The 23411-nt window shown below is 54.1% G+C and carries 25 protein-coding genes; 11 read left to right on the top strand and 14 right to left on the bottom strand.

Annotated elements, in window-relative coordinates:
- Window positions 1-9: 9 nt before the first annotated feature.
- The gene (locus tag NUS69_RS08145) at window positions 10-840 is read right to left on the bottom strand and encodes a DMT family transporter (protein WP_258083314.1); all 831 of its coding nucleotides are present in this window, start codon (window positions 838-840) and stop codon (window positions 10-12) included.
- 126 nt (window positions 841-966) lie between these two features.
- Here NUS69_RS08145 and NUS69_RS08140 point away from each other — a divergent pair, with 126 nt between their 5' ends.
- From NUS69_RS08140 to NUS69_RS08130, 3 genes are read left to right on the top strand one after another with little or no spacing between them, the layout of a single operon-like run.
- Window positions 967-1494: a 4Fe-4S dicluster domain-containing protein gene (locus tag NUS69_RS08140; RefSeq protein WP_258083313.1), complete on the top strand. Its 528-nt coding sequence runs from the start codon at window positions 967-969 to the stop codon at window positions 1492-1494.
- 4 nt (window positions 1495-1498) lie between these two features.
- The gene (locus NUS69_RS08135; RefSeq protein ID WP_258083312.1) at window positions 1499-3367 is read left to right on the top strand and encodes an aldehyde ferredoxin oxidoreductase family protein; all 1869 of its coding nucleotides are present in this window, start codon (window positions 1499-1501) and stop codon (window positions 3365-3367) included.
- A gap of 12 nt (window positions 3368-3379) precedes the next feature.
- The gene (locus NUS69_RS08130; RefSeq protein WP_258083311.1) at window positions 3380-3640 is read left to right on the top strand and encodes a MoaD/ThiS family protein; all 261 of its coding nucleotides are present in this window, start codon (window positions 3380-3382) and stop codon (window positions 3638-3640) included.
- Here the strand turns inward: NUS69_RS08130 and NUS69_RS08125 are convergent.
- Window positions 3599-3907: a hypothetical protein gene (locus NUS69_RS08125; RefSeq protein ID WP_258083310.1), complete on the bottom strand. Its 309-nt coding sequence runs from the start codon at window positions 3905-3907 to the stop codon at window positions 3599-3601. The two genes, NUS69_RS08130 and NUS69_RS08125, sit on opposite strands and share 42 nt — an antisense overlap.
- Window positions 3908-4031: 124 nt before the next feature.
- Between NUS69_RS08125 and NUS69_RS08120 the strand changes: the two genes are divergently transcribed.
- Both NUS69_RS08120 and NUS69_RS08115 read left to right on the top strand, forming a co-directional pair.
- Window positions 4032-5762 (top strand): glycoside hydrolase, encoded by a 1731-nt coding sequence (locus NUS69_RS08120; protein WP_258083309.1) that lies wholly within the window; start codon window positions 4032-4034, stop codon window positions 5760-5762.
- Between the two features lie 107 nt (window positions 5763-5869).
- Window positions 5870-6094, top strand: coding sequence for a hypothetical protein (locus NUS69_RS08115; RefSeq protein ID WP_258083308.1), 225 nt, complete (start codon window positions 5870-5872; stop codon window positions 6092-6094).
- Here the strand turns inward: NUS69_RS08115 and cca are convergent.
- Complete coding sequence (cca, locus tag NUS69_RS08110) at window positions 6017-7378, bottom strand: CCA tRNA nucleotidyltransferase (RefSeq protein WP_258085055.1); 1362 nt, start codon at window positions 7376-7378, stop codon at window positions 6017-6019. The genes NUS69_RS08115 and cca overlap by 78 nt on opposite strands.
- A gap of 76 nt (window positions 7379-7454) precedes the next feature.
- On the opposite strand from cca, the gene NUS69_RS08105 reads away from it, so the two are divergent.
- Window positions 7455-8774, top strand: coding sequence for an ATP-binding protein (locus NUS69_RS08105; RefSeq protein ID WP_258085054.1), 1320 nt, complete (start codon window positions 7455-7457; stop codon window positions 8772-8774).
- Here the strand turns inward: NUS69_RS08105 and thpR are convergent.
- The 4 genes from thpR to NUS69_RS08085 all read right to left on the bottom strand — a co-directional run bounded on the left by thpR (window position 8738) and on the right by NUS69_RS08085 (window position 11016).
- The gene (gene thpR / locus NUS69_RS08100; protein ID WP_258083307.1) at window positions 8738-9292 is read right to left on the bottom strand and encodes an RNA 2',3'-cyclic phosphodiesterase; all 555 of its coding nucleotides are present in this window, start codon (window positions 9290-9292) and stop codon (window positions 8738-8740) included. The two genes, NUS69_RS08105 and thpR, sit on opposite strands and share 37 nt — an antisense overlap.
- Before the next feature lie 64 nt (window positions 9293-9356).
- A complete protein-coding gene (locus NUS69_RS08095; protein ID WP_258083306.1) occupies window positions 9357-9518 on the bottom strand; it encodes a hypothetical protein in 162 nt (53 codons plus the stop codon).
- Between the two features lie 11 nt (window positions 9519-9529).
- Window positions 9530-10336, bottom strand: a complete 807-nt coding sequence (locus tag NUS69_RS08090; protein WP_258083305.1) for a hypothetical protein — start codon at window positions 10334-10336, stop codon at window positions 9530-9532.
- 218 nt (window positions 10337-10554) lie between these two features.
- Window positions 10555-11016 (bottom strand): phosphoribosyltransferase, encoded by a 462-nt coding sequence (locus NUS69_RS08085; RefSeq protein ID WP_258083304.1) that lies wholly within the window; start codon window positions 11014-11016, stop codon window positions 10555-10557.
- A 340-nt stretch (window positions 11017-11356) separates the two neighbouring features.
- Here NUS69_RS08085 and NUS69_RS08080 point away from each other — a divergent pair, with 340 nt between their 5' ends.
- Window positions 11357-12358 carry a hypothetical protein gene (locus tag NUS69_RS08080; RefSeq protein WP_258083303.1) on the top strand — a complete coding sequence of 334 codons (1002 nt, stop codon included), beginning with the start codon at window positions 11357-11359 and terminating at the stop codon, window positions 12356-12358.
- Window positions 12355-12747: a hypothetical protein gene (locus NUS69_RS08075; RefSeq protein WP_258083302.1), complete on the top strand. Its 393-nt coding sequence runs from the start codon at window positions 12355-12357 to the stop codon at window positions 12745-12747. Before NUS69_RS08080 ends, NUS69_RS08075 begins: the two co-directional genes overlap by 4 nt.
- Before the next feature lie 18 nt (window positions 12748-12765).
- Here NUS69_RS08075 and NUS69_RS08070 read toward each other — a convergent pair whose 3' ends face one another.
- The 7 genes from NUS69_RS08070 to NUS69_RS08040 form a co-directional block, all read right to left on the bottom strand.
- Complete coding sequence (locus NUS69_RS08070; protein ID WP_258083301.1) at window positions 12766-15495, bottom strand: adenosylcobalamin-dependent ribonucleoside-diphosphate reductase; 2730 nt, start codon at window positions 15493-15495, stop codon at window positions 12766-12768.
- A 190-nt stretch (window positions 15496-15685) separates the two neighbouring features.
- Window positions 15686-16120 (bottom strand): ferritin family protein, encoded by a 435-nt coding sequence (locus NUS69_RS08065; protein WP_258083300.1) that lies wholly within the window; start codon window positions 16118-16120, stop codon window positions 15686-15688.
- Window positions 16117-16935, bottom strand: coding sequence for an HAD-IIA family hydrolase (locus NUS69_RS08060; protein ID WP_258083299.1), 819 nt, complete (start codon window positions 16933-16935; stop codon window positions 16117-16119). The genes NUS69_RS08065 and NUS69_RS08060 overlap by 4 nt, the downstream gene beginning before the upstream one ends.
- A 30-nt stretch (window positions 16936-16965) precedes the next feature.
- The gene (locus NUS69_RS08055) at window positions 16966-17562 is read right to left on the bottom strand and encodes a TasA family protein (protein WP_258083298.1); all 597 of its coding nucleotides are present in this window, start codon (window positions 17560-17562) and stop codon (window positions 16966-16968) included.
- An 82-nt stretch (window positions 17563-17644) separates the two neighbouring features.
- Window positions 17645-18610: a DUF1616 domain-containing protein gene (locus NUS69_RS08050; protein ID WP_258085053.1), complete on the bottom strand. Its 966-nt coding sequence runs from the start codon at window positions 18608-18610 to the stop codon at window positions 17645-17647.
- 31 nt (window positions 18611-18641) lie between these two features.
- Window positions 18642-18887, bottom strand: a complete 246-nt coding sequence (locus NUS69_RS08045; RefSeq protein ID WP_258083297.1) for a hypothetical protein — start codon at window positions 18885-18887, stop codon at window positions 18642-18644.
- The gene (locus tag NUS69_RS08040) at window positions 18878-19651 is read right to left on the bottom strand and encodes a hypothetical protein (RefSeq protein ID WP_258083296.1); all 774 of its coding nucleotides are present in this window, start codon (window positions 19649-19651) and stop codon (window positions 18878-18880) included. Before NUS69_RS08040 ends, NUS69_RS08045 begins: the two co-directional genes overlap by 10 nt.
- 41 nt (window positions 19652-19692) lie before the next feature.
- On the opposite strand from NUS69_RS08040, the gene NUS69_RS08035 reads away from it, so the two are divergent.
- The 3 genes from NUS69_RS08035 to NUS69_RS08025 are packed head-to-tail and all read left to right on the top strand — an operon-like array spanning window position 19693 to window position 23409.
- Window positions 19693-21471 carry a DUF4129 domain-containing protein gene (locus tag NUS69_RS08035; RefSeq protein WP_407704656.1) on the top strand — a complete coding sequence of 593 codons (1779 nt, stop codon included), beginning with the start codon at window positions 19693-19695 and terminating at the stop codon, window positions 21469-21471.
- Window positions 21468-22490 (top strand): DUF4350 domain-containing protein, encoded by a 1023-nt coding sequence (locus tag NUS69_RS08030; RefSeq protein WP_258083294.1) that lies wholly within the window; start codon window positions 21468-21470, stop codon window positions 22488-22490. Before NUS69_RS08035 ends, NUS69_RS08030 begins: the two co-directional genes overlap by 4 nt.
- Window positions 22480-23409 carry an AAA family ATPase gene (locus tag NUS69_RS08025; RefSeq protein ID WP_258083293.1) on the top strand — a complete coding sequence of 310 codons (930 nt, stop codon included), beginning with the start codon at window positions 22480-22482 and terminating at the stop codon, window positions 23407-23409. Before NUS69_RS08030 ends, NUS69_RS08025 begins: the two co-directional genes overlap by 11 nt.
- The last annotated feature ends 2 nt before the right edge of the window (window positions 23410-23411 follow it).

Below are 23411 nucleotides of genomic sequence, written 5' to 3'. Positions count from 1 at the left end.
CACTGCTCCTCAATCTTGGTTTTTAACCTCGTTCCATATTCCAGCCATTATCAGCGCGGCGCCCAGGTAACCCTTGACGCTGAGGACTTCCCCTATCGTTATGAACGCCGCTATGTGCCCGAAAATTGGCTCCGCGGAGTATATCAGCGCCGCCTTGTGGGCCTTCGTGTTCCTCTGGTGCTTAACCTGCAGGGTGAACGCTATCACCGTCGCGAAGACCGAGGTGTAGAGCACCCCCGCCCAGGGCAGCGGGTCTGTGGGGGCGACGAAGGGCTCGAAGAGCAGTGCAAAGGCCAGTGAGAAGACGAAGTTCCATGTTATCTGCCAGAAGGCTAAGCTGAGGTAGTCCTTCTCCCCGAACTTCTGGACCAGAACTATCTGGAAGGCGAAGCTGAGGGCGCAGAGAACCGTAAGCAGGTCGCCGTAGTTGAAGTTCAGGCTCGCCCCGGAGATGAGGTAGAGGCCGGTTAGGGCTATTGCGAGTGAGAGGACGTCCCTGAGCTTGAGCCTATCCCGGAGAATGAAATACGCTATGAAGGGCGTGAAGACGACGTAGAGCGAAGTTATGAATGCAGAGTTCGAGGCCGTGGTGTATTTAAGCCCCACTATCTGGAAGCCGTGGCCGAAGAAGAGGGTAAGCCCGAGGATGAAGCCCTCCCTGAAGGTCTCCCTCCTCAAAACCTTCGACCTGAAGAGGGCGAGCATTAGGAGCGACGCTATGCCAAAGCGGTAGGCTAGGAAAAGTATCGGCGGCAGATAATCGAGGCTAACCTTCATCGCCGGGAAGGTGAAGCCCCATATCGCGGTGATACCGAGGAGTACGAGCTCGGAGCGGTTCATCGCCGTCTGTAGTCTGCCCCCGTTTATAAGGCCTTCCCTTCGTATAAACTTACATCTTCACGTTTTTACCTTGGTTTCACAAGAGTTATATAGATGAAGTTTCAACCATGGAATCAGGTGTTCCCGATGGGTGATGAAGCGGTAGAGAAGATCTGGATTCTGATAACCCCTGACAAGTGCAGCGGCTGCAGGCTGTGCGAAGTTGCCTGTTCGCTGGAGCACGAGGGCATAATCTGGCCGGAAGCATCGCGTATAAGGATATACGAGCTCCTTCCGGGAGTCAACGTCCCCCACACATGCGTTCAGTGTCCTGACTACCCGTGCGTGAAGGCGTGCAACTTCGATGCGCTGAGCGTCGATGAGAAAACCGGTGCCGTGCTCGTAAACGAGGAGAAGTGCACCGAGTGCGGCGCGTGCTACCTTGCCTGTCCCGGCAACGTCCCGAGGATTCCGGTTGGCAAGGGCAGCGTGGTAATCTGCGACCTCTGCGGAGGAAGCCCGAAGTGCGTCGAGGTCTGTCATGAAGCAGGGCACGATGCGCTGGTTCTCGTGAAGGGCCAGTACCGCTCCGTCTACAGAACCTTCGCGAAGGACCCTGTTGAGAAGAGCACCGAGCTGGCGAGAAAGATGTACGGTGAGGAGTTCCTGGGGTGATATTATGTACGGCTACGCTGGAAAGCTTCTGGACGTTGATCTGAGCACAGGAAACGTGAAAACCGTCGAACTAGATGAAGAAATGCTCCGCTTCTACGGCGGCAGGGGGCTCGGCACGTACCTCCTGTGGAGGGAGCTTGGAGAGAGGTGGGAAAAGGTAGATCCCCTCGGCGAGGAGAACCTTCTGCTGATCCTCACCGGCCCGCTGACGGGCTACTACCCGGGGATAAAGACAGCGGTAGTGGCCAAATCCCCCGAGAGCAACGGGATCGTTGGCAGTGTCCTGAGCAGCGAGGTGGGGATAGAGCTCAAAGCAAGCGGCTACGACGGGATAATAATCCGCGGGAGGGCGAAGGAGCCCGTCTATCTTTTCATCAATGACGATGATGTTGAGATAAGGGACGCCTCGAAGTACTGGGGCATGGGCGGAGTGGAGCTTCACAAGACCCTGCTGAAGGAAGTCCACGATGAGCTCAGGAAGAAGGCCAAGCTGAGGGGTGTCCCGAAGGAGCCAGCGATGATGTACATCGGCAGGGGCGGGGAAAGGAAGGTGCGCTTTGCCGCCATAATGAGCAAGCTTATGCACGCTGCCGGCTACGGCGGCTTCGGTGCGGTGATGGGGAGCAAGAACCTCAAAGCAGTGCTCGTTAAGGGTAACAAAGCCCTGCCAAAAGTCCACGACCCGGAAAAGTTTAAGTCCATGCTCCGTGAGTTCCAGAGGGAGCTCTTGACGCTCACCACCTTCCGCCAGTGGGGAACCGGTGCCGGAGGCTATAGCGTAGGGAAAGACCGCTCAAGCCAGCCGGTCAGGAACTGGCAGGAGGAGTACCATGACGACGAGAGGATAAGCGTTGTGAACTTCGAGCTGAAGGCCTGGATCAAGAAGTACTGGGCCGACTACGGCTGCCCGGTCAACTGCATGAAGATCTCCTACCTCCGCTACGGGCCGTACAGGGGCTCGATAACGGACGCGCCCGACTACGAGCTGATGGCCTACATGGGCACGAACCTGGGCATCTTCGAGCCCGAGAAGGTCGTCTACCTCTCCTACCTCGTCGATGAGCTCGGCCTGGACGGCATCAACGCGGGAAACGTCCTTGGCTTTGCGGCGGAGCTTTACCAGCGCGGAATCCTGACGGAGGAGGACATCGGCTTCAAGCTCGAATGGGGCGACGAGAAGGCCTTCGCAAAGCTCCTTAAACTCATAGTGGAGAGGAGGGGCATCGGGGAGATACTGGCCGAGGGCACCTACCGCGCGGCGAGAAGAATCTCCGAGATGAAGGACGTCGATGCGATGAGATATGCAGTCCACGTCAAGGGCATCGGTGTCGGTGCCCATGGAATAAGGAGCGACCTCGACTACACGAGGGACATAAGCTACGCCGTCTCGGTTCAGGGCGGCGACCACACCGCAACTGCCGGTTTGCCCGCGAGGAGCTACGAGGGAGAACTCGTCAATGCCTTCTACGACTCGGCCGTTATCTGCATGTTCACGACGAGGCCGGGCTTCGAGAGAATCCTTGAGTTCGGAAACGCGGTTACGGGCTTTGATTTAACCCCTGAGAAGTGGTTCAACGAGACCGGCCTGAGGATAATCCACCTCCAGAGGATCCTGCTCCTCCTCGGGGGGCCAGACGTTTACTGGACTCCCGAAGACGACGACAACCCGCCGAGGTTCTACGAACCCCTCCCGACCGGACCGGTCAAGGGCAAAGCGCCGAGCAGGGAGGAGATAAGGGCGAAGGTGAGGCAGTACTACGAGCAGGTCGGCTACGACGAGCGCGGGATTCCGAAGGAGGAAGTCCTTGAGGAGCTCGGTCTCGGTGAGGCGAAGCGTGAGGTGAAGCGCATAAGGGAGCGCCTCGGCCTCTGAACGGTGGTCTTCATGAGGGTAACGCTGATACTCTACGGGGAGCACGCTCTAAAACACGGCCCGCGGAGGGAGCTTGAGGTCGAGGAAGGGAAAAGGGTGGGCGAACTCCTAAAGGAGCTTGGAATAGGGACGGACGAGCACCACATCCTGGTGAACGAGAGGAGGGTGGAGGAAAGCCATCCCCTCAGGGAAGGCGACAGGATCAAGGTGCTCCCGGTGGTCTACGGCGGCTCACTCCCCGGGCCCGTGGACGCAGGACATGTTCATGGCTAAGAGCATCTCGACGTAGCCTGACTCAAGGTTCTCCTTTATTTTATCCGCCAGTGTCTTGAACTCCTCAAGGGTGAGCGGTCTTTTGTTCTTCAGCCACTTGATCTTCCCGTCGTTCTTGTCGAGTATTACTATCTCCCCCTCCGTGATCAGGGGCACGTAGTTCATCTTTATGCCGTAGAGCTCCTCGGCAAAGGCCAGCTTGGCCCTTACGAGTTCGAGGTAGTTCGCCAGATCCTCCCCGAGAATCAGCCTGAATTCGCGCTCCATCTTCCCACCGCTGGGATCTCAATGCACAGGTTTATTAACCTATCGGGCAGGTGTGGGTAAAAATGTCCTTTAATTCTTCCGAAATCCAAATAAGTGTCGGCGATGTATCACTCTCGGTGAGACAATGGAGATGAAGTATGCCCACCACTTCCACGCCTACCAGCCCGGCGACATAGTTTACGTTAAAGACGGCGACGGTAGCAAGCCCATCGAGTACGAGGAGAGGAAGAGCCCAGTCGCGATAAGAATCCGCGGGGAAGAAGTTAAGGGCGAGAACTGGACACAGGCGATGCTCTACTCCTACGAGCACATAGCAGATACCCTCTCCCGCATGAAGGGGGTCAGCATTGATATAGAACCCTTCACGTTTCTGATGCTCCTCCGCTACCATAAAAACACCTTTGAGGACGCCGTTGAGCTTCTCCGTAGGTTCGACGCCGTTCCGACGACGCCTTTCCACCCGATAGTGCCCCACCTTGATGAGTTTGAGCAAAGGATCCTGGCGAGGGTTTCCTTCGACTTCTATGCTCCGCTGATTAAGGATAAACCCGTAATCGGCTACTGGCTTCCGGAGGCTGTGATAACGAGAAAAACGGCTCAAATAATCGAGTCCCAGACGGACAAAAAGCTGGTCTTCCTCCTCGATGAGAGGCAGCTCCTCTATGACTTTCCCCAGGCGAAGCACTCCTGCAACCGCTACGGTAAATCCTTCGTCTTCGGAAGGGAGTGGGGCATAAGCGACGCCTTCGCCTTCAACACCCTCGACGTTCCCGGTCTGGTCTCGGCTACCCTATCCCACCGCGACGACCACAAGGAGAACCTCGGCGTTCCCTATCTACTCTTCACCGCCAGTGACCTTGAGAGCCTCCTGGGAAACCCGGCACAGCTCGACCTCTTTACGGCATGGATGGAAGGGCTTGAGGCGAACGGCGTCGAGAGGGTCTCGGCGATGGAGTTCGTGAGGAGGAAGCTCTCAGGGGAATATAGGCGCCTCGACGGCGAGTGCTCCTTTGAGATTGGGGTTAAGGACTACTCCGCCTGGAGCGACTACTTTGACCTGAGCACCGACGGCAAGACGAGCGACTCCAGGTGGCTTGGCTATAGACGGGCCGACGGAAAGGTCTTCGCGAGGGAAATGAACGGCAGGAAGATTTCCCAGCTCTGGAAGGTCGCCTTCACGAGGCTCTTTGAGGAGCTCAACAGAACCGTCAGGCTGGGGGTTCTGAAGGGTCTTGAGGAGCTCGGGGCCAATTCCGAGGAGTTCTTAATCAGATACGCGAGGATTTTCTTCATGGACTACTACGACTACTTTGGCATAGAAACCTCACTCGATTACGTGCTTGAACCGGCCAACGGCGAGGGGAGCTCTTTAAGGCTCGGTAGGGTTTACTACCTCATGCTCCTCGCCAACCACTCCTGCCCGCGCTTCTGGGAGAACCTCGACACGCGCGTCGCCTTCGGCAACGTCTCTGTCATGGCCAAGGCCCTCATCGAGCTTATGGAGTACTTCGACGGCGATGAACTCCAGAGCCTTTTCGTGGGGGCCTACCTAAAACTCCTCAACTTCGACAAGCTCTACCACCTCTGGAACCTTGGAGCAATGCTTTCTCTGGAGGGCTGGGAGACTGATGAGAGAGCGTGGCTCGATGCGCTCAGTCCAGAGGTGCCCAACAGTGCTTACAACGTCGTCACGAGAGCTTCTCTTTACGTTGGAAAGCGTGACCTGAAGGGCGAGCTCAGGAGTCTAATCGAACCCTACAACCTCGACTGGGCCGTAGCGGACACGGGCCACATACCGGGGGAGGTTCACGGCCACTGGGAGAAGGGGGGATGGTGTGAGCACAGGAGACGTTAGGGGGACAATTTTGGACTTTTTATCCAGCCCTCTCATTAGATGCATAACTTTTTAAACTGTTTTACATTATAAACAAACCCAAGTGGAACTTTCCAGGCCCAATGGTGATGCCATTGAAGAGGGTGGAGTTCCAGGGGGACGGGGAGGGGCTGCTTGAGCTCGTCTTTGGGATTCTCGATGGTGTGATGTACCTCAGGATAAGGCGTATTCTGGATGAGATTGAAAAAATACTCGGTAAAGACAGGTTGCTCATCCTACTCCTTCAGGTTCCACTTCTCTCTGCTCAGGAAGAGGTAGGCCTCGTCCTCCAGCTCCTTCGGAACGTAGTCTAACAGAATCTCCGCCCTTCTGATGCCCTCCCTCACGTTCTTCCCCATGGCGACCTGGTTCTTCTCAATGAGCTCAGCGATGACCTCGGCGATGTCTTCCTTCACGGTCTTTTCCGCGAAGAGCCTCTTCCCTCTAATCCACACCCGCTCGTTCTTCCGGTAGAAGTCCCAGCCCCTCTCCGTGAAGAACTCCGGGCCGGGCTTTATTTTCACCCTCTCCCGCTCCCTCCTGTCCACCTCCAGCATTATGAACGCTTTGTTACCGCTATGCCCAACGTTCCAGCCGAGGACACTGAAGCCTTCCCGTGGGAGGGCCTTCTCAAAGCCTCTTGCCGTTCTCTCCAGCTGTGGAAGGAGAACGTCCTCGACAAGGTTGGGAGCATCGAAGGCCAGCGTCACGAGGTGGGTTCCCTTCCTCCTCAGTTCGGAGAGGTAGCTTCCACTTCTCGTGGCTCTCCCGAAGAAGAACTCCTCGGAGGGGCTCTCCAGAAACTGATGTGCCTTGAAGTAGAAAAAGCCATAGCGCTCCCAGCTCAGATTAGCTGCCACGTTCCGTCTTGGGTCGACGGGGTCGATGACTATCAGGGGTCTGTCTGCATCGGCCTCGCGCCTGACCGTTTTCATGGCTGTCTCGTACTCCCGCTTGAGCCAGTTTCCGGGGTCGATTATCTTCTGCCTCAGCATGAAGTCGGCGTTTTTGAGGACTTCGAGGAACGAGCCGTATTTGATGACGAGTATCTCCGCAAGATACCCAGAGAAGCCCCGGATGTATATCTCGCTCCCGTAGGCGTTTATCCCCTTCAGAAAGCGCTTGAGGAGTCTTACCTCGTCGTTTCTGCCCCGGAGGTTCTCAATGACCCAGCGGTTGTGGAGTATCGAGCGGTCTACGGCTGTTCTAACTTCTCTCCAGCTTTTCACATCGTAGCAGGGAACGAGGTCGACCTTGACCCCTTTATAGCGCGCTCTCACGTAGGGATGTTCGGCGTAGGCGATTTCGTAGGAGCCGAGCTTCTCCGCGATAGCTCTGCCAAGTTCCAGGCCTCTTTCCCGGAGCCCTTCGAGGGGGGTGTCGAGAGGGAAGGCCAGAAAAAGGTCGACGTCGTGGTCGCCAGCTAAGTAGGTGTCCTTGGCGAGCGAGCCGACGAAGTAGGGCTTAACGTCGAGGCCCAGGCTTTCTATGGTCTCCTCCGCTATGCCCTCCAGTTCCCTCATTAGGCCCTCCACGAAGGCCCTCTCCTCGTCCGTCGGGCGTATTCTCGGGAGAACTTTTTGAAGCACGGCCTCGATTTCCGGTCACCTGCTGGTAGTTTGGTATCAAAATATTTATATATCTTTTGTTAGTCAGCTATCAATAGGTGTGAACATGGAAGACCTCGCCCTTGTTCAGAATCCCTGGTGGAGCGACGAAGATTCGATTTATCTCGACGAGAGGGTTAAGCGGGCGCTCTCGAAGAAGCCCAGGCTCTTCTACCGTTTTGAGCCCGTAAACAAGGTTCTCATCGGGCCCAGACAGGTCGGGAAGACAACCTATATGAAGCTGTCGATACTGAACCTAATCGAGTCGGGAGTTAATCCAAGGAACATTCTTTACTTCTCCGGTGACCTTCTGAGGGATTACAAGGAAATTGTGTCCCTGGTACGCTCCTTTCTGAGAAGAACCCCTGGAGAAGCCTACGTGTTTCTCGATGAGGTTACTTTTGTCGGCGACTGGGAACGGGCGGTTAAGTTTCTGCTGGATTCCCCACTGGCGTCAAGGATGGTTCTTCAGGTTACGGGCTCCACCTCGGCAGGTTTAAAAAGGGAGAGCTTCCCCGGGAGAAGTATTAGGATCGAGGAGTTCCTTCCGCTTGATTTCAGGCTCGTTGCGTCCATTTACAGGCCCAAGCTGAGGGGGCTTGAGCTTCCACATCCCAATCCTAAGACGCCAAGAGAGTTCTACGAAAACTCTCTTGAGTTATACCCCTTCCTCGATGAACTTCTTGGGGCCTTTGATCTATACCTGTCCTCTGGCGGTTATCCCAGTTCAATCTACGAGCTTCTTGGGGGGGAAATCCCCCCGGAAACCTACGAGATGGTTTACAACGCAACCATACTCGACGTTGTAAAACTGGGCAGGAGCGAGAGGATTGCGCTCTCACTGATCCTTGGCCTGCTCAGACGCTACGGCGACAGGGTTAGCCTCAATTCCCTTGCCAAAGAGCTTGAGATAGGCTCCCATGTGACGGTCAGGGATTACTTAGAGCTCTTTGAGGAGTTATTCATCGGGCGGAACTACTTCCAGGTTAGGCTCCATGATATGACTCCCCTCTTCAGGAGGGAGCGCAAGTTTTATTTCCTCGACCCTCTGTTAATTAGGACGTTCTCGAAGCTCTTCGGTGTAGCCGTTGACGATTCGAGGCTCATTGAGGGTGTCGTTGGAGAGCACCTCAAGAGGCTTTTCCCTACTTACTACTTCTATGGCTCAAAGGAAATTGATTTCATAGCCGGAAACATGGGCATTGAAGTGAAATGGCGCCGTAGTGTCTCCCCATCTGACTTCCCGAGAGTTGGGGTAAGGAACAAAATTTTACTTTCTAAAACTGACCTTGAGTTCATTGAATCCAGGAATCTCGCAATAATTCCCGTTCCGTTCTTCCTCTTCCAACTTCACTCGGCCAGCTCGAACCTCGCAACGGTCTCATAGATCGGGCCCTTCGGTGTAAGCGTGCTCTTCTTCAGCTCTATGGCCTCGACATCGAACTCTCCGAAATCCTCGTTGGCGAGCTCTTTGAGGGCCATCGCCAGCTCCAGCTTGTCCCTGACGAACTTCACCCTGCCTATGGTTATGTGCGCCACGAAGTCCTTGTCTTTCTTGAAGCCGAGCCTCCTCATTTCCCGCTCGACGTCCTTCGCTATCGCCTTTATCCCATCGTCGTTCTCTATTCCAGCCCAGATTACGCGGACGTAGTTCGGGTTCGGGAAGACGCCGATGCCCTTCACTTTAACGCGGTGCTTCTTATGTTTCTTAGCTATCTCGGCTAACGCCTTCTTGACCTCCTCCGCTAAAACCTCATCAATCTCGCCGAGGAACTTTAGGGTAACGTGGAAGTTCTCCCTCTCGACGAACTTTATCTTCGCCGCTTTGCTCCCTATCCTCTCCTGGGCTTTCATGAGGTTGTCGCGGACTTCGTCGCTAACCTCAATGGCTATGAACGCCCTCATACCACCACCGAGAAAAGTTGGGGGAGGGGGTTAAAGAGGTTTCGAATTCTTAAAAATGAAATCTTCACCATCCTAGAAGCCACATCAGAATGAACGCTATTACTCCAATCTCCCACATGATATCCAGTGGCAAACTGTCCCCACGTTTTGACTTTGTGTGCTTCAGAACAAATATCACTAGAATATAAAGAAAGATTAGGAAATCCAAAATTGTCCTGTAGTTCATTTTCCCACCTCTTAGTTATGCCATATTATGATAGGGCCTCCTAACACTTGCTTGATATATATTCCTTTATTACCCCCTAGGTCATCAACTACTTTAATGTATGCACCTGCTAATATAAGTGCCTCTGCTATCCCCATTAGGATACTTTCTGCTACTGTGATACCGATTCTTTCTAAAAATGCGATAAGTGCAGCCCTCCCTATTTTGGTTCCTCCACCGGCGATTCCTATTCCCATGAAATCTAGTAGCATTTGGGTTTCATGCTCATTTAAAGTAAGTTTCCATCCCCACCAGTGTTGTTCATAGTGCCACTGGGGAAGTATTGTTTCACTCTCTTTAGGTGCCCTTACTGTGGTGCCAATGTCGTATCCAATAGTTTTGTAGTTGAGGACACTTGACTTGGAGATTGTTTGCTTAAGAGTGTTGATGACTGTAGCGTCATAATATTCATAGTGAACTTGTCCGTTTGTTACTACTTTCACTGTGATCTTGTTGGAAGTATAATATGTTACTAACGCCATGCTGAGTGAACTGCCATCATATGTTCCTACCACAATACCTTTTGAAGTGTTTATGAAGAAAACATACTTCCCTTCACTCTTAACTCCTGACAACGCATCTACAGAGACTGAAGATACTCCCAATTTCCTTAGGTCCCTTTGGGCAAGGAGAAGAACATTCTTTTTCTCTATTGGGCTCAAACTCTGAACCGTTAATATTAGTGGGGTATCTGTCGGCTGCTTATTAATATTCGCAGTTGCACTTGCACTTTCAGCCGTCACTCCAATCATTAGCAGTCCCAACAGGACTGCGAACAACGACTTCCACCGCATGGAGTTCACATCCTTATAGTTTTTGCATTACTATTTGGATGATTTATCCTTTATAACCTTTTCCGTTTACTCTTAGTAAAAATTCTTCCCTTTATTTTCGAGCATGAATTTATTCTAATGCGAGTTTTCCTCTTAGAACTTTTCAAAAGAAGCCTGAGTAAAGGAGTTGCATGGCGATGCAAAGAAAGTGCAAAAAAGAAACCTCATTCTCTCACGACAACCGGGAACTCCTCCCAGGGGAAGACTATCCACTTGTCCGTGCGGAAGACGTAGAAGTCGGGAACCACCTTCGTCCAGGGCTTCATGCTGAGGCAGGCCACTTTAACATCCGATGCGCCGGCCTTCTTGACCTCATCGATGACGACTTCGAGGGTCTTCCCGGTGTCGCTGACGTCGTCAACGATAACGACTTTCTTGCCCTCCAGCGAGCCGTGGAGGGGGATGGTTATGAGCGGCTTCTCCATCCTCTCCTCGATGTCCTTGTAGAACTTGACGTCGATGACCTTGACCTCAATATCGCCAAGTATGTGGCTGAGCCTCACGGCCGGGATGAGTCCTCCCCTCGCTATGCCGACTATGACGTCGGGTTTATACTCCCTCAACTTATCGGCAAGCGCGAATATCGCCCTGTCCACCTGCCACCAGGTGAGGTAAACCTTGTCCATGTCAACACCTCCGAATAGCGTGAGTTTTGACCCTCACAACTTAAGGCTTTCGGGTGATGGATAGAAGTTAAAGTCCTCGGCTTAAAAAGCCTCCGTTGGCAGGAAAATGTCAAAATCAATTTTTGGTGATATTTGAGAACATGTTTCGAATTAATGTGTAGTTGTGCTATTTGTTCATCAGCTTACTCATCTTTCTTTTGCCTCAAAGTCTCAGATAAACCATAATTAGAAAAAAACACTACTGAAAAAAAAAAGAAAAAGAAATTACTTTTAGTAAACAGAAAAGCTTATATGTTGGGTCATCAACAAATGTAATGAAAATGTTGGAAAGGTGGTCTATATGAACCGCAGGATCTTGGGTAGCATGATATTAGTACTACTAGTGTTTGGTATTGGGGCCATACCAATTGAGGCATCAAGCATGAAGGGATATGAGCCAAGGATTACAAAGGACATTTTAAAGCAAGTTATGAAGGAGTATGTAGAGCTAAAAGCACAAGAACGGACGAGGGAAGCGGATATGCTGTTGGAGAAATATGGAATTGTTAAACTTGGAGAAATTAAAAAGACTTTCAGTATTCCTGTGTCGGGAAGAATTTCTTTAGTAGAGTCTCAAAAATTTGGTAAGGACTTGCCTCATCCTGACACATGGGTGTCACAGAGTGATCTTACACTTACTATTGAGTATCTTCTCCAACAACAATATGCCACTTTGTTCATTGACTATTATTGGGAATGGGATCTAACAGAGGATTTGGCGGATAGTGGGGATATGGACGTTATTTCCATCACTACTGTAGTTGGAAAGACTAGTGAAAACCTTCTTGTGAGGCCAGTGGATGTGTGGGGTGGTCAGCTGGAGTCGGGTAGCGCTTTTGGTAATCATGATGTTGTAAAAACTGCAGACGATACCAGCTTTGATTGGAATAGTGGGGTTCTTGAACACCAGTTGACTTTTAAAGTTGGTGACCAGATTAAGCGTGGGGTTATTCAAGTTATGTATGATATAAATACAGAGTATCTGCTTGGAAGAGGTGGCGCAATCACTACTTACATGACCTATGTGCATACCTTTGGAAATAAGTGGCTGGAAGATGTTACTACCGATGTGGCTGGCCTAATAGCCAATGGTGCTACCACAGTAATATTAAAGGATCCAATAGTGGGGACAGTAGTTTCAAGAGTAGTAGAATTTGCCGTAGATCGGGCGGTCTCATGGGCACTAGAGAACTTTGGTGTTGTCAGAGATGGAATGTGGGCCGCTGATCCTGTGGATGCTTATATTTCATTACCTGACTATTGGCCTCCTGGTGCATTGAGCATTGGAGGGACTAATGAATGAGCATGAGAGAAGTCCTGAGTGAGTTCTGGGGAGAGTTTCTCTTTATTTATCTCTTCATACCCATTGTGTTCGCCGTTTACGTGATTGCAACCCCGCTTTCGGAAAGGTTTCCGGGTTTTAGCTGGGAAGGCGTCCGAAATTTTATCTATGGAGCGGGCTTTTATTTGGCAATATACTTTGCCCTGATGCGGAACCCAAGACAGAGGAAAATCGCCGAGAAGTACCGTCGCAGCAAGAGGACGATGGCCTATTACATACTCTCCGTGGCCCTGGTGGCCTTCCTTCCGATACCCTCTCAATACGCCCTGCCCATAATTGTCATTGCGACGGTCTTCTTCTTTCACAGGACTTACAAGATACGCCTCGAAGAAATGGGGTATAAAAGCTGAGAAAGGAGGAGAATGGCCTCAGCTTATAACGCACTTGCTCCATCCGCAGCGCGGGCAGGTGGCGCACCCGCTCTCCATCTTAAGCTCGACGAGCTCTCCGTCGCTCTCGTAGCAGACAGGACAGTAGGCAACGCCGAGGAGCTCCTTTATTTTATCCTCTGGCACGTCCGGCTTCTCGGCGTGGTGCGGGTGTTCGTGCTTCGGCTTTGCCGCAACGGGCCTGCTTATCGAGAAGGTTATGCCTGCGTTCTCTGTTTTCTCCTTCCCGTTGGTGCCGTTGAGTATGGCCTCGACGTTGATGAACTTCGAGAGCCAGGGCTCGGCCTCAACGACAGCCTTAAGCTTCTCCACCGCGTAGGCGCTCGGCTTGGCCTTGACGCGCTGCTTCTTCTCGCCCTCAACACTGTAGACCTGCACCGAGAGCGAGCCGTCGCGGTAGACCGTTATTCCCTTGCAGCCGAGCTTGTAGGCGAGGAGATAGGCAGCCTTAACGTCCTCGACGGTGGCGTCGTTCGGCATGTTTATTGTTTTACTCGCGCTGTCGGTGAGCCAGAGCTGGATGTTCGCCTGGGCTAAGATGTGGTCGAGCCAGTGGATGTCCATCGAGGTAACGAAAACGCGCTGCATGTCCTCGGGGATCTCCTCAAGACCCTGGACCGAGCCGTAGTTGTCGCTTATCTTCCTGAGTATCTCGTCGCTGTACAGTCCCCTCTTCTTCAGCTCGGACTCGAAGACCGGGTCGACGTAGTAGAACTCTCCAACGGTTACGCTCTTCTTATAGACGAGGGCAAATATCGGTTCGATTCCGCTGGAGGTGTCGGCTATCATGGAAACCGAACCCGTCGGCGGGCAAGTGGTGACCATCCCGTTTCTAACTCCATGGCGCTTGATTTCCTCGGCCAGCTTGTCCCAGGGGAGGTTCCATATTTCGCGGTGGTAGAAGCCCTCAACCGGAAGCTCGCCGTCTTTATAAGCGGACTTCTCGTAGAGCGGGAAGGGCCCGCGCTTCTTCGCTGCCTCGACGGAGTATTTGTAGGCGTAGAATGTGAGGTACTCGGTGGCCTTCCTCATGAAGTCGTAGCCCTCTTTGCTGTTGTAGGGAATGCCGAGCTTGAAGAGTGTGTCCGCCAGCCCCATCATTCCGACTCCTATCCTTCTCGTCAGCTTGGTGTTGTGGTCTATCTCAGGCAGCGGGAACTTGTTGACGTCGATGGCGTTGTCAAGGTACTTGGCGACCTTCTGGATTACATAGGCATACTCGTCCCAGTCGAAGTAGGGCCTACCTTCCTCGTCGTACTTCACGAACTTTGCGAGGTTTATGCTTGCCAAATTGCACGATTCGTAGTCGTAGAGGGGCTCTTCCCCGCATGGGTTAGTTGCGCGGATTTTCTCGCCCTTAGCCGGCTCCAGAACGTTCCTCTTGTTGATGACGTCGAAGAAGACCACACCGGGGTCTGCCTTGGCCCAGGCCATGTAGGCGAGTTCTTCAAACAGGCTCTTGGGGTCGATTTCCTTGACCTTCTCTCCCGTCCTCGGGTTGACGAGCGGGTAGCGCTTGCCCTCTCTCAGCGCCTCCCAGAAGTCGGCCCAGATGCCCACGCTGATGTTGAAGTTGCTGAGCACGTTGGTTCCAACGTTCTTTTCCTTCGCGTGGATAAACTTCTCTATGTCCGGGTGCCAGACCTCAAGGATGCCCATGTTCGCTCCGCGCCTTACACCGCCCTGCTTGATGACGTCGCTGACCGCATCTATGAGGTGCATGAAGCTGACCGGGCCGGAGGCGGCTCCGGTGGTGGTTCCGACCAGGTCCCCCTCTGGGCGGAGTTTGGAGAAGTTGAGGCCAGTTCCGCCGCCCATCTTCTGTATCATGGCCACATCGTGGGCGGCCTTCATTATGCTCTCCATGTCGTCCTCTATCGGCACCACGAAGCACGCCGAGAGCATACCGAGGGGTCTTCCTGAGTTGATGAGCGCCGGTGTGTTCGGCATGAATATCTGGCTCGTCATCAGCCTGAAGTACTCCTCGACTTCGCCCTCATAGTCATCAAAGGCGCCGTTTTCGAGCATCTTTATTACATCGTCGATCGGCACCTTCATCTGGCCCTTCTCCGCTAACTCGCGGTAGAGGTTGAGCAGCCTCTCGAAGTGGTACTTGTTGAGCTTGAACCTTCCGATGGAGAGCTTTCCGTCGTACTCGTCGAGCATGCCCATGTAGTGCTCTACCCTGCTCAAGTCCTGCTCGTGGTTCCCTTCCCTATCAAAAACCCTTTCATCGTAGAGCAGATCCGGGATGACTGAGAGAATCGCGACACGCTCGAAGAGCTCCCTGGGGCTCTCAACTATCTCTCCTTTCTCGTTCTTTATCAGGTACCTGCTCGCCAGAACGCGGAGGGCGTTGATGGAGAAGCGCTTGTCTATTTCGTCCAGCTTGTCCTTGTTGAGGATTTTCTTCTTCTCCTCCCTTATCTCGGCCTTCTTCTTGCGGTAGAGTATGTATGCCTTTGCGACATCAAAGAGTCCGGCGCGCATGAGCTCCAGCTCAACTATATCCTGGATGTTCTCTATGTGGGGAACCTGTCCGTCGTAGAGTTCGTTGACCCTCCTGACGACCCTCCTGACAACTTTGTTAAGGAGCTTCTCGTCGCGGACGCCGACTTCAAGCATTGCCCTTTGTATAGCCCATTTTATACGCTCTTTATCGAACGGGACAATCCTGCCGTCCCTTTTCATCACTTTTTCAACCGGCATATAAACACCCCTGACATACAGCTGTTTATCGTCGCCCCCATTAGTAGAAGCATCAGCAAAAGTCTATGCCGGCCACCCCTACATATACCTTACCCCGTTGGAAGTTGCCGGGGTGACGAATTTATGCCCCCAACTTTGCCTGGTATGTAAGGTGGTAGAAAAGGGAGATGTCGGATAATTTATCCAAACGTCAAAGGCCCTCATAGACCAGTTTGAGCCTGTAGGCGTGTTTAAGCTCTTCTCCGGCCATCATTTTGAATATGTGTCCCAGGGAGCCGTCCAGTATTTTGGAGAGCCTCGTGTAGAGCTCGTATGCGTGCTTTTCCCTCACGAGGGCTTCGAGAACCAGCTCCTCAAGGCTCTCCGGCTTTGCCCTCTCGTCGCTCAGCATGGGTTCGAGGGAGAGTGAGTCGAGGTAGTCTATGACCGCCGTTTCCTCCAGCGTCCCCTCGGAGAGCATCCCTTCGAGGGTCTTCCTGTGCCTTAGCTCTTCCTCGGCCATCAGCTGGAAGGTCTCTACCAGTTCCGGCCTCTCGAAGGTGGCGAAGGTCTCGCCGAGCTTGTGGAGGTTGTAGAGCTCGTTCTCCTGCCATATGAGCCTTTCTAGGAGTTCCCCAAGTTTCATTGGGCTTCCTCCATGAGGGTTTTCAGGTATTCGAGGAGTTCCTTAGCGCTCGGCAGAACGAGGTCTGGCTCTATCCCCCTCTCTTCAACGTCCCTCAGAGTGCTCACACCTGTCAGGACCATCACCGCCTTCATGCCGAAGCGCCTGGCGAAGAGGATGTCGGTGTCGAGCCTGTCGCCGACCATCCATATCTCATCGACACCGTCGAGCTTGTTCCTCGCCACCTCGTAGGCCGGCTCGTTTGGCTTGCCTATTATCAGGGGCTCGACATCGGTTGAGGCCCTCAGTGCGGCTATTATTGAGCCTGCGCCGGGATAGAGGCCCTCCTCCGCCGGGTAGGTGGTGTCCGGGTTGGTGCCTATGAAGCTCGCCCCGTTCCTTATCGCCAGCGTGGCGTACTTGAGCTTCTCGTAGGTTAAGGCCGGGTCGAGGCCGACGACGACGTGTTTCACGTCCCTCCATGAACCCTCTCTGCATTCCTCAACGGTAACGACTCCCCAGTCGAGGCGCTCCATCTCCCGGTGAAGCCCCTCACCGCCTATGACGAAAACCCTCCCGGGTTCCATATGACGCTCCATGTACAGCCTGGTGGCGAGGCCTGAGGTGACTATAAGGTCCTCCGGGATATCGATCCCCATCGAGAGCAACTTTTCCCGGTACATGGCGGGGTCTCTGGTTGAGTTGTTGGTGAGGAAGATGAAGTGAACCCCCTCCTCCTTTAGAAAGTTTATCAGCTCGCGGGCGCCTTCAACGGGCTCGTTTCCGCGGTAGATTACGCCGTCCATGTCGAAGATGAGGCCGATTTTCCTCAGCATGGAAAAAGAATGGAGGGAGGGTTTAAAAGTTCACTGCTCGGCGTTGAGCTTCATGTCCACAACCACCCTGTCGGTCTGGCACTCGTTGCCTGCTTTTTCCGAGAACTTCACCGTCATGACAACTCTCAGCGTCTCGTCCTCCTTGAGCGGCTTGTCAATAAGCCCTATCCCTTCTCCGCTGATATCCCTTAGGCTCTTGCCCTTTACTGAGTCAACCGTCCATGAATCGTTGCCGCGGTACACCTTCAGCTCCTCCACAATTAGATACCCGCTCAGCTCTCCGACATCGGTCGTGTTGTCAACGGCCTTCTCCGCCGGACTCATGGAGCCGTCTTCGAGGTCTCTGACGTCGAGGATCATGCTCAGCCTGGAAACGTCGATGTCGCCGCGGTTTTTGACGTAGAATGTGAACGTCCTCTCATCGCCGGGCTTGAGGTTCGAGAACTCAAAGAGCCTGAGGTCGTTGTAGAACCTGTTTCCGTCTTTGCTTAGGGCTATGTCGAACTCTCCGGAGCTTATCTCGTTGTTCTCTGATATGGCCATGTCCGTGAAGAGCGACTTGGCGGGCCCGGCTAGCACCAGCAGGGCCGCGAGGAGGCCTATTGCTACAACTTCTTTATGTTTCATACAGCACCACCTTGTGTGGTAGGTCGAAGAGATTACGCAAGAAGAGCTTATAAAATTTTCTCTTAAAATGGTAAGAATGGGCTCACGGCCTGACGTTCACGTTGAGTTTTAGGGACTGGATTGTGCCGTTTATGGCTTCAATGATGAGGTTTTTGGCGTCCGTTTCCGCGTAGTTGCCGTCGGGAGGCGCCGCGGGAAGTTCCGGAGGGCTGTCTTTGAAGAGGAGGAACCAGACCTGCCATCTGCCGGGCCTGTCTATGCTGAAGGTGTAGTTGGTCTCGAACTGCGGCGTCCAGTTGCCCTCTATGTTCACGGGGACGTTCGGCAGTGTCACGTTGAACCAGCCGGGCATGGGGTACATCTCGTGGATTATCGTCGTGTTAGTTGCGTTGTCCCAGGTGAGATTGACGAGCCATATCTGGACGTAGTAGGTTACGTTACGGTGCTCGTGGTTGACTATGCCGATGATTACCGTCCCGTTCTCCCCGACGAACAGGTCAGTGGGATAGTTATCTGCCATCCCTTCCGGTCCGAGGATATAGAACTCGGTGAAGGCCTCGCCGGGCTTGGGGTGGGTGACCACGTAGGCGAGCGTCCCGATGGAGGTTATTATCGCTATAATCAGGATGGCAGTCAAGGCCTTGTCGAGTTTGCTTGAGCTTTCCCACTCAAGTTCTCTCTTCACGTCCTCGATAGTTATCCATGGAATCCATGGCTCGAATGCCTTCGAACGGCGGTAGATGGCTATGAGCGAGAAGGCAACGTTGAAGACCGTTAGGCTGACGAGTATCGGGATGAGCCTTATGCCCCAGGGTGTGTAGTTTAATGCTAAGCCTATGAGCGGGACGATGGCTATGCTGAGGCCGAAGCTGAGGGCGAGCCTTTCTAAGTTGTCCAGCTCCTTCCTTTCGGGGAACAGGGCGGTTATGAAGACGTAGCCCGGGAAGAAGAGGACGAAGGCGAGCCCCAGTGCCTTCCTTGCCAGGCTCTCCGGAAAGGCGTAGATCAGGAAATCCAGGAGGAGGGAGAGGGCAATGATGGTGAGCATATCCCAGTGTCTCCACGGACCCTTAGGTTCTTCAGGCACCGCTGAGCACCTCGTACACCTTTTTAACGACTATCACGGCAAAGATCAGGAGGAGTAGTTCGACCATGGGCTTCAGGCTCTCCTTCTGCTCCCTGCTCATGAAGAGGCCGCCAACCTCCAGGGTTATCAGCAGGCCTATCAGCGTCAGCGTCAGGAACACGTCAACGCTCCCCGCGGCCAGCGCTGAGACGAGAACCCACAGGGAAATGAAGAGCACCACGTAGTCATCTACATCCATTCCTCAACTCCTCCCAGCTTTCTTGCAGATATCTCTATTCCATAGTCCTTTTCCTCGACCTTTTCCACGTGGATGAGCTCGCCAGTGGCCCTCGCAAGGGCGAGCAGCACCGAGGAACACACGGGGCAGGGCATCTTTTCACATGTCCCCGCATCGCAGGGGATGGTTGGCTGGAGGATCACCCGGAAGCCGTTCTCGACTTCTTCTATGTAGACCCTCCCGGCCAGTCCGAGGGCCTTGAGCACGGAACCGGCGGTCGCCTCGACCTCCCCGGGTCCCGTACCGGCCAGAGAGTACTCCAGGTGCTCCTCGTACTTCTTTACAAGCTCAATCCCCAACGGCCCGAGGAAGAGTCCCATGGCCCGGTCGTTCGGGATCTCCGTCAGAAAAACGGTCTCCTCGTCTATCCTCGCCAGGTCGAGTTCGAAATCCTCGTGGAGGGGGACGAAGACACCTCCCTCTGGAAGGTTCTCGAAAGGTGGTATGTAGACGGCGTTTCCTTCCAGTCTTAGATTATCCACAAAGGAGTTGGAGAACCTCCCGTAGGAGCTTAGGACCAGCCTTATAGCATCTTTTTTTACATACTCTGACGATTTGAACGTGAGTACAACGGCCCCCAGGAACATCCCGGCTATTCCAAGGTTTATGTAGCTGGTTATGAGGTTGAGAAAGCCGTAAACGGCCAGAGAGCCGCCGGCCGCGAGCAAGGAAGCACCCACGATGTTCTTCACTTCCATCCTCTCCCCCAGCCTCACAACAACCATTAACCTTAAAAGATTTGTCTTACCATGAGTTGTTGATTAAAATGAGGAAGCTGGCCCCTTTCCTGCTCATCTCCATGATGGTTCTAGGCTCGGGCATTGCTGTGGCCGAGGGTTCGGACTACCTGACGGCAGGTTCTAACGATTACGGGGCATATCTCTACTTTGACTCCTTTCTGGGGGAGTTTAACGCCCTGTTCTCTGGAATCCTCAATGGGGGGAACGGCACCGTTGAGATGGCCACTGAGCTATACGCTCAACTAAACGCCACCTACGAGACCCTAATAACGTACTCCTCCGCAGGAATTGGAAAAAACGCCCTTGAGATAGCTCCCGACTTCGTCCAGCTGGGGTCGTGTGCCTTCAGGATCGCCTCAGGGAACGAGCTCTTTGGGGAAGCCTTTGGGGAGGGCAACTACGCCGGCGCCAGGGGCGCGGTAATAGGGATGAAGGTCGGTCTGAGGGATTGCCGTTCAGCGATTGATTCAATATCCTCGGTAACCCTGACCGGGCCGAACGGCACCCGGCTGGCCTTCGATGTGGGTGAGCTGTACGCGAGACTGGGGGAGCTTGAGCTCCTGGTCGAAAGGTACGAAAGGCTTCTTGATCAGGTGCAGGTTCCCGAAAACTTTACGCTCTCGGTGTCCAACCCAACCCCGTACGCCTACGAAAACGTGACATTCTACGGCTTCACCCTTGGCCTTGAGGACGTGCGCCTTCTTATAAACGGGAGGGAGTACCGGGCAAACGTCACCAACGGGATGTTCCACCTTGAGGTTTCCTTCAAGAGACCCGGCGTTTACCAGGCTCGGGCGCTGGCCCTCAACGGGACGAGGGAGGTCTTCTCAAACACCGTGAACGTGTCCGTTGGAGAGATCCCCACAAAGATACTGGCCAGCGAGAGCGTTTCGCAGGGAATCACCGTTGAGGGCTACCTCTTAGACTACTTCGGTGAGGGGATTCCATGGAAGAGGATAATCCTGAGCGTTGGCAACGAGACGTACTACGGGATAACCGATGAAAACGGGAGCTTCCGGTTCTCCATTGGAAACCTCTCAAAGGAGACCAACGCAACGCTGACCTTCCCGGGCGATGGGATAAGGATGGAAAGCTCCCTCGTGCTTACACTCCTCCCAGCAAAGGACAGGCCGGTTATAAGACTGTTTCAGGAGGGAAGCCAGGTCAAGGCCGGCGAGGACGTTCCAATAAGGGGCACCGTCTATGGCCCCTATGAACTGTCCCTGACGGTCTACGTCGACGGAAAGCCCCATTCCAGTTTAAAAGCCAGGGGAAACTTCACGTTTGTCGTTAGGCTTCCACCCGGACGGCATGAAGTCTATGTCTACTTCAGCGGGAGCGATGAGCTGGCCCCCGCGGCCTCAAACGTCCTCGTCCTTGAGGCGGTTCTGATAGACTACACCCGGAGGTTCCTGCTCTTCATCGTATCCCTCCTTACAGCGTTCGTTGCCTACAGGTTAGTCACCCGGAAAAAACCGGGGAGTGGGGAAAGGAAAGGGGCCGTTGCGAATGTTCATGCGTCCGGAGAAGGAGTCCCTCCCGGGGGGAAGCCCGACCTGAGGAGGGCCTACAGGGTCGTGTACGGCCTGCTGAAGAGGGTCTACGGCCTCCCTAAGTCCACCACCCCAAGGGAGCTCCTCTCGCTCCTTGGGTCCGAGCCCTTTGCCGGCAGCCTCGCAGCATTAACCCGGCTCCACGAGAGACACGTCTATGGAAGAAAGGGTCTGAGCGCGAGGGATATCCTGGGGGCCATCAGGCACGCCTCCCTTGTGATCATAGGGGTCTTCGTGAGGGATGAACTGTGAACAGGGTGTTCTACGGCATACTGCTCGTGGTCGGCATAGGCCTCATAGTGATGCCCCTCTCCGTTCCGGTCTTCAAGAGCGACGCCCCCTACAGCGTGCTCAACACGAAGTGGAACGGCCTTTCAAGCTTTGGAAGGCTCCTCTACACTAACGGCGAGGTAACGCCAATACTGGCCCCCTACGACTCCGTTGGGCTGGAAGACCTTGAGGGGACGCTCGTCGTTGTGGGGCCGGACGTCGGCTTCTCCAGCGGGGAGGTGGAGGAGCTCAAGAGCTTCCTTGAGAAGGGGAACACCCTCCTCCTAGCGGACGACTTCGGCACCGGCAACCAGCTCCTCGAAGGCCTCGGGCTGAAGGTCAGGCTGTCAAAGAAGCCCGTGCTGAGCCTCACCTACTCAAAAAACGCAGATTTTCCGGTGACCATGGACGTGAGGGATCCGGAGCTCGCGAAGGGCGTCTCCCTGCTGGTCATGAGCAGGCCTTCGGCCATACTCAACGTGCAGAATGCCCTGGTTTACACCAGCAACGCCTCGATGCTCGGAGGAACCTACGGTGCCTTCCCGGTCGTTGTGAGGATACCCTACGGGAAGGGAACGATAATCCTCGTCTCTGACCCGGACATCTTCACGAACTCCCTCTACCGGGAGAACGAGCCCTTCCTGAAGAACCTCGTGGAGGGCCTTCCGAAGAAGACGTTCTACATCGACGAGGCCCACCACGCCGACTTCAACCCCTACTCGTCGGGGAGCATCGTCATCAGAAGGGCAGTCAACAGGGAGCTGGTTTTCTACTACGTGCTTTTTGTGGCTTTCATAGCCTTCATAGTCGAGAGCGGCATCGCCGGAAGAATACTGGCATGGCTTGCCTCGCTGGTGGCGCGGTTCTTCCGGGAGGAAGAGATTAGCCAGGAGGAGCTCATCCGCAGGCTTGAGGAGAAGGGCCTCGATGGGGATAAGTTAAAAACCATACTGGAGGAAATCAGAACCGGGTCGAGGATAGGTGGTGCTCATGGACGGTAAGGAGTTTATGGAGCGTCTTAAAAGAGAGGTCGACAAGGCCGTTGTTGGAAAGGAGGATATAATCGAACTCCTCACCATCGCTCTCCTCTCGGAGGGTCACGTTCTCATCGAGGGAATCCCAGGAGTGGCGAAGACCACCATAGCGAAGGCCTTCGCAAATGCCATAGGTCTGAGCTTTTCGAGGATACAGCTCACCCCCGACCTCCTTCCGGCGGACATAATAGGTGTCGTCTACTACGACCAGAAGAGCGGTGAGTGGAAGACGAAGAAGGGCCCGGTATTCGCCAACATAGTCCTCGCCGACGAGATCAACAGGGCCCAGCCGAAGACTCAGAGCGCGCTCCTTGAGGCAATGCAGGAGAGGCAGGTGACCATAGAGGGAACAACCTACGGGCTCCCCCAGCCTTTCCTCGTGATAGCCACCATGAACCCCCTGGAGCACGAGGGCGTCTACGTTCTGCCTGAGGCCCAGCTCGACAGGTTTCTGCTCAAGATAGAGATAGGCTTTCCCGACAGGGACGAGGAGATAACCCTCCTCAAGAGGAAGAGCCTCGGCGAGTTCTACGACGTCGAGCCCATAATAACCCACGAGGAGCTGATGGCCCTCATCGGGGAGGTAAAGGGCGTCAACGTCAGCGACGAGATGATAGAGTACATCTATGCCCTAATCTCCGCCACGAGGAGCGACGAGAGGCTCCTGTTCGGCGCCTCCCCCAGGGCCGGCGAGCACCTCCTCTACGCGGCCAAGGCCTCGGCCTTCCTCGACGGCAGGGACTACGTTATTCCGGACGACGTCAAGAAGGTCGCCCCCGCTGTTCTCGCCCACAGGCTGATGCTGAAGGCCGAGTACGAGCTTGAGGGGGTCAGGGTCGGGGATGTTATAAGGGACGTCATCCAGGAGACCGAGATCCCGGTGTAAAA

The sequence above is a fragment of the Thermococcus thermotolerans genome (assembly GCF_024707485.1).
GTDB classification, from domain to species: domain Archaea; phylum Methanobacteriota_B; class Thermococci; order Thermococcales; family Thermococcaceae; genus Thermococcus; species Thermococcus thermotolerans.
This window is presented reverse-complemented; position numbering and strand designations above follow the sequence as displayed.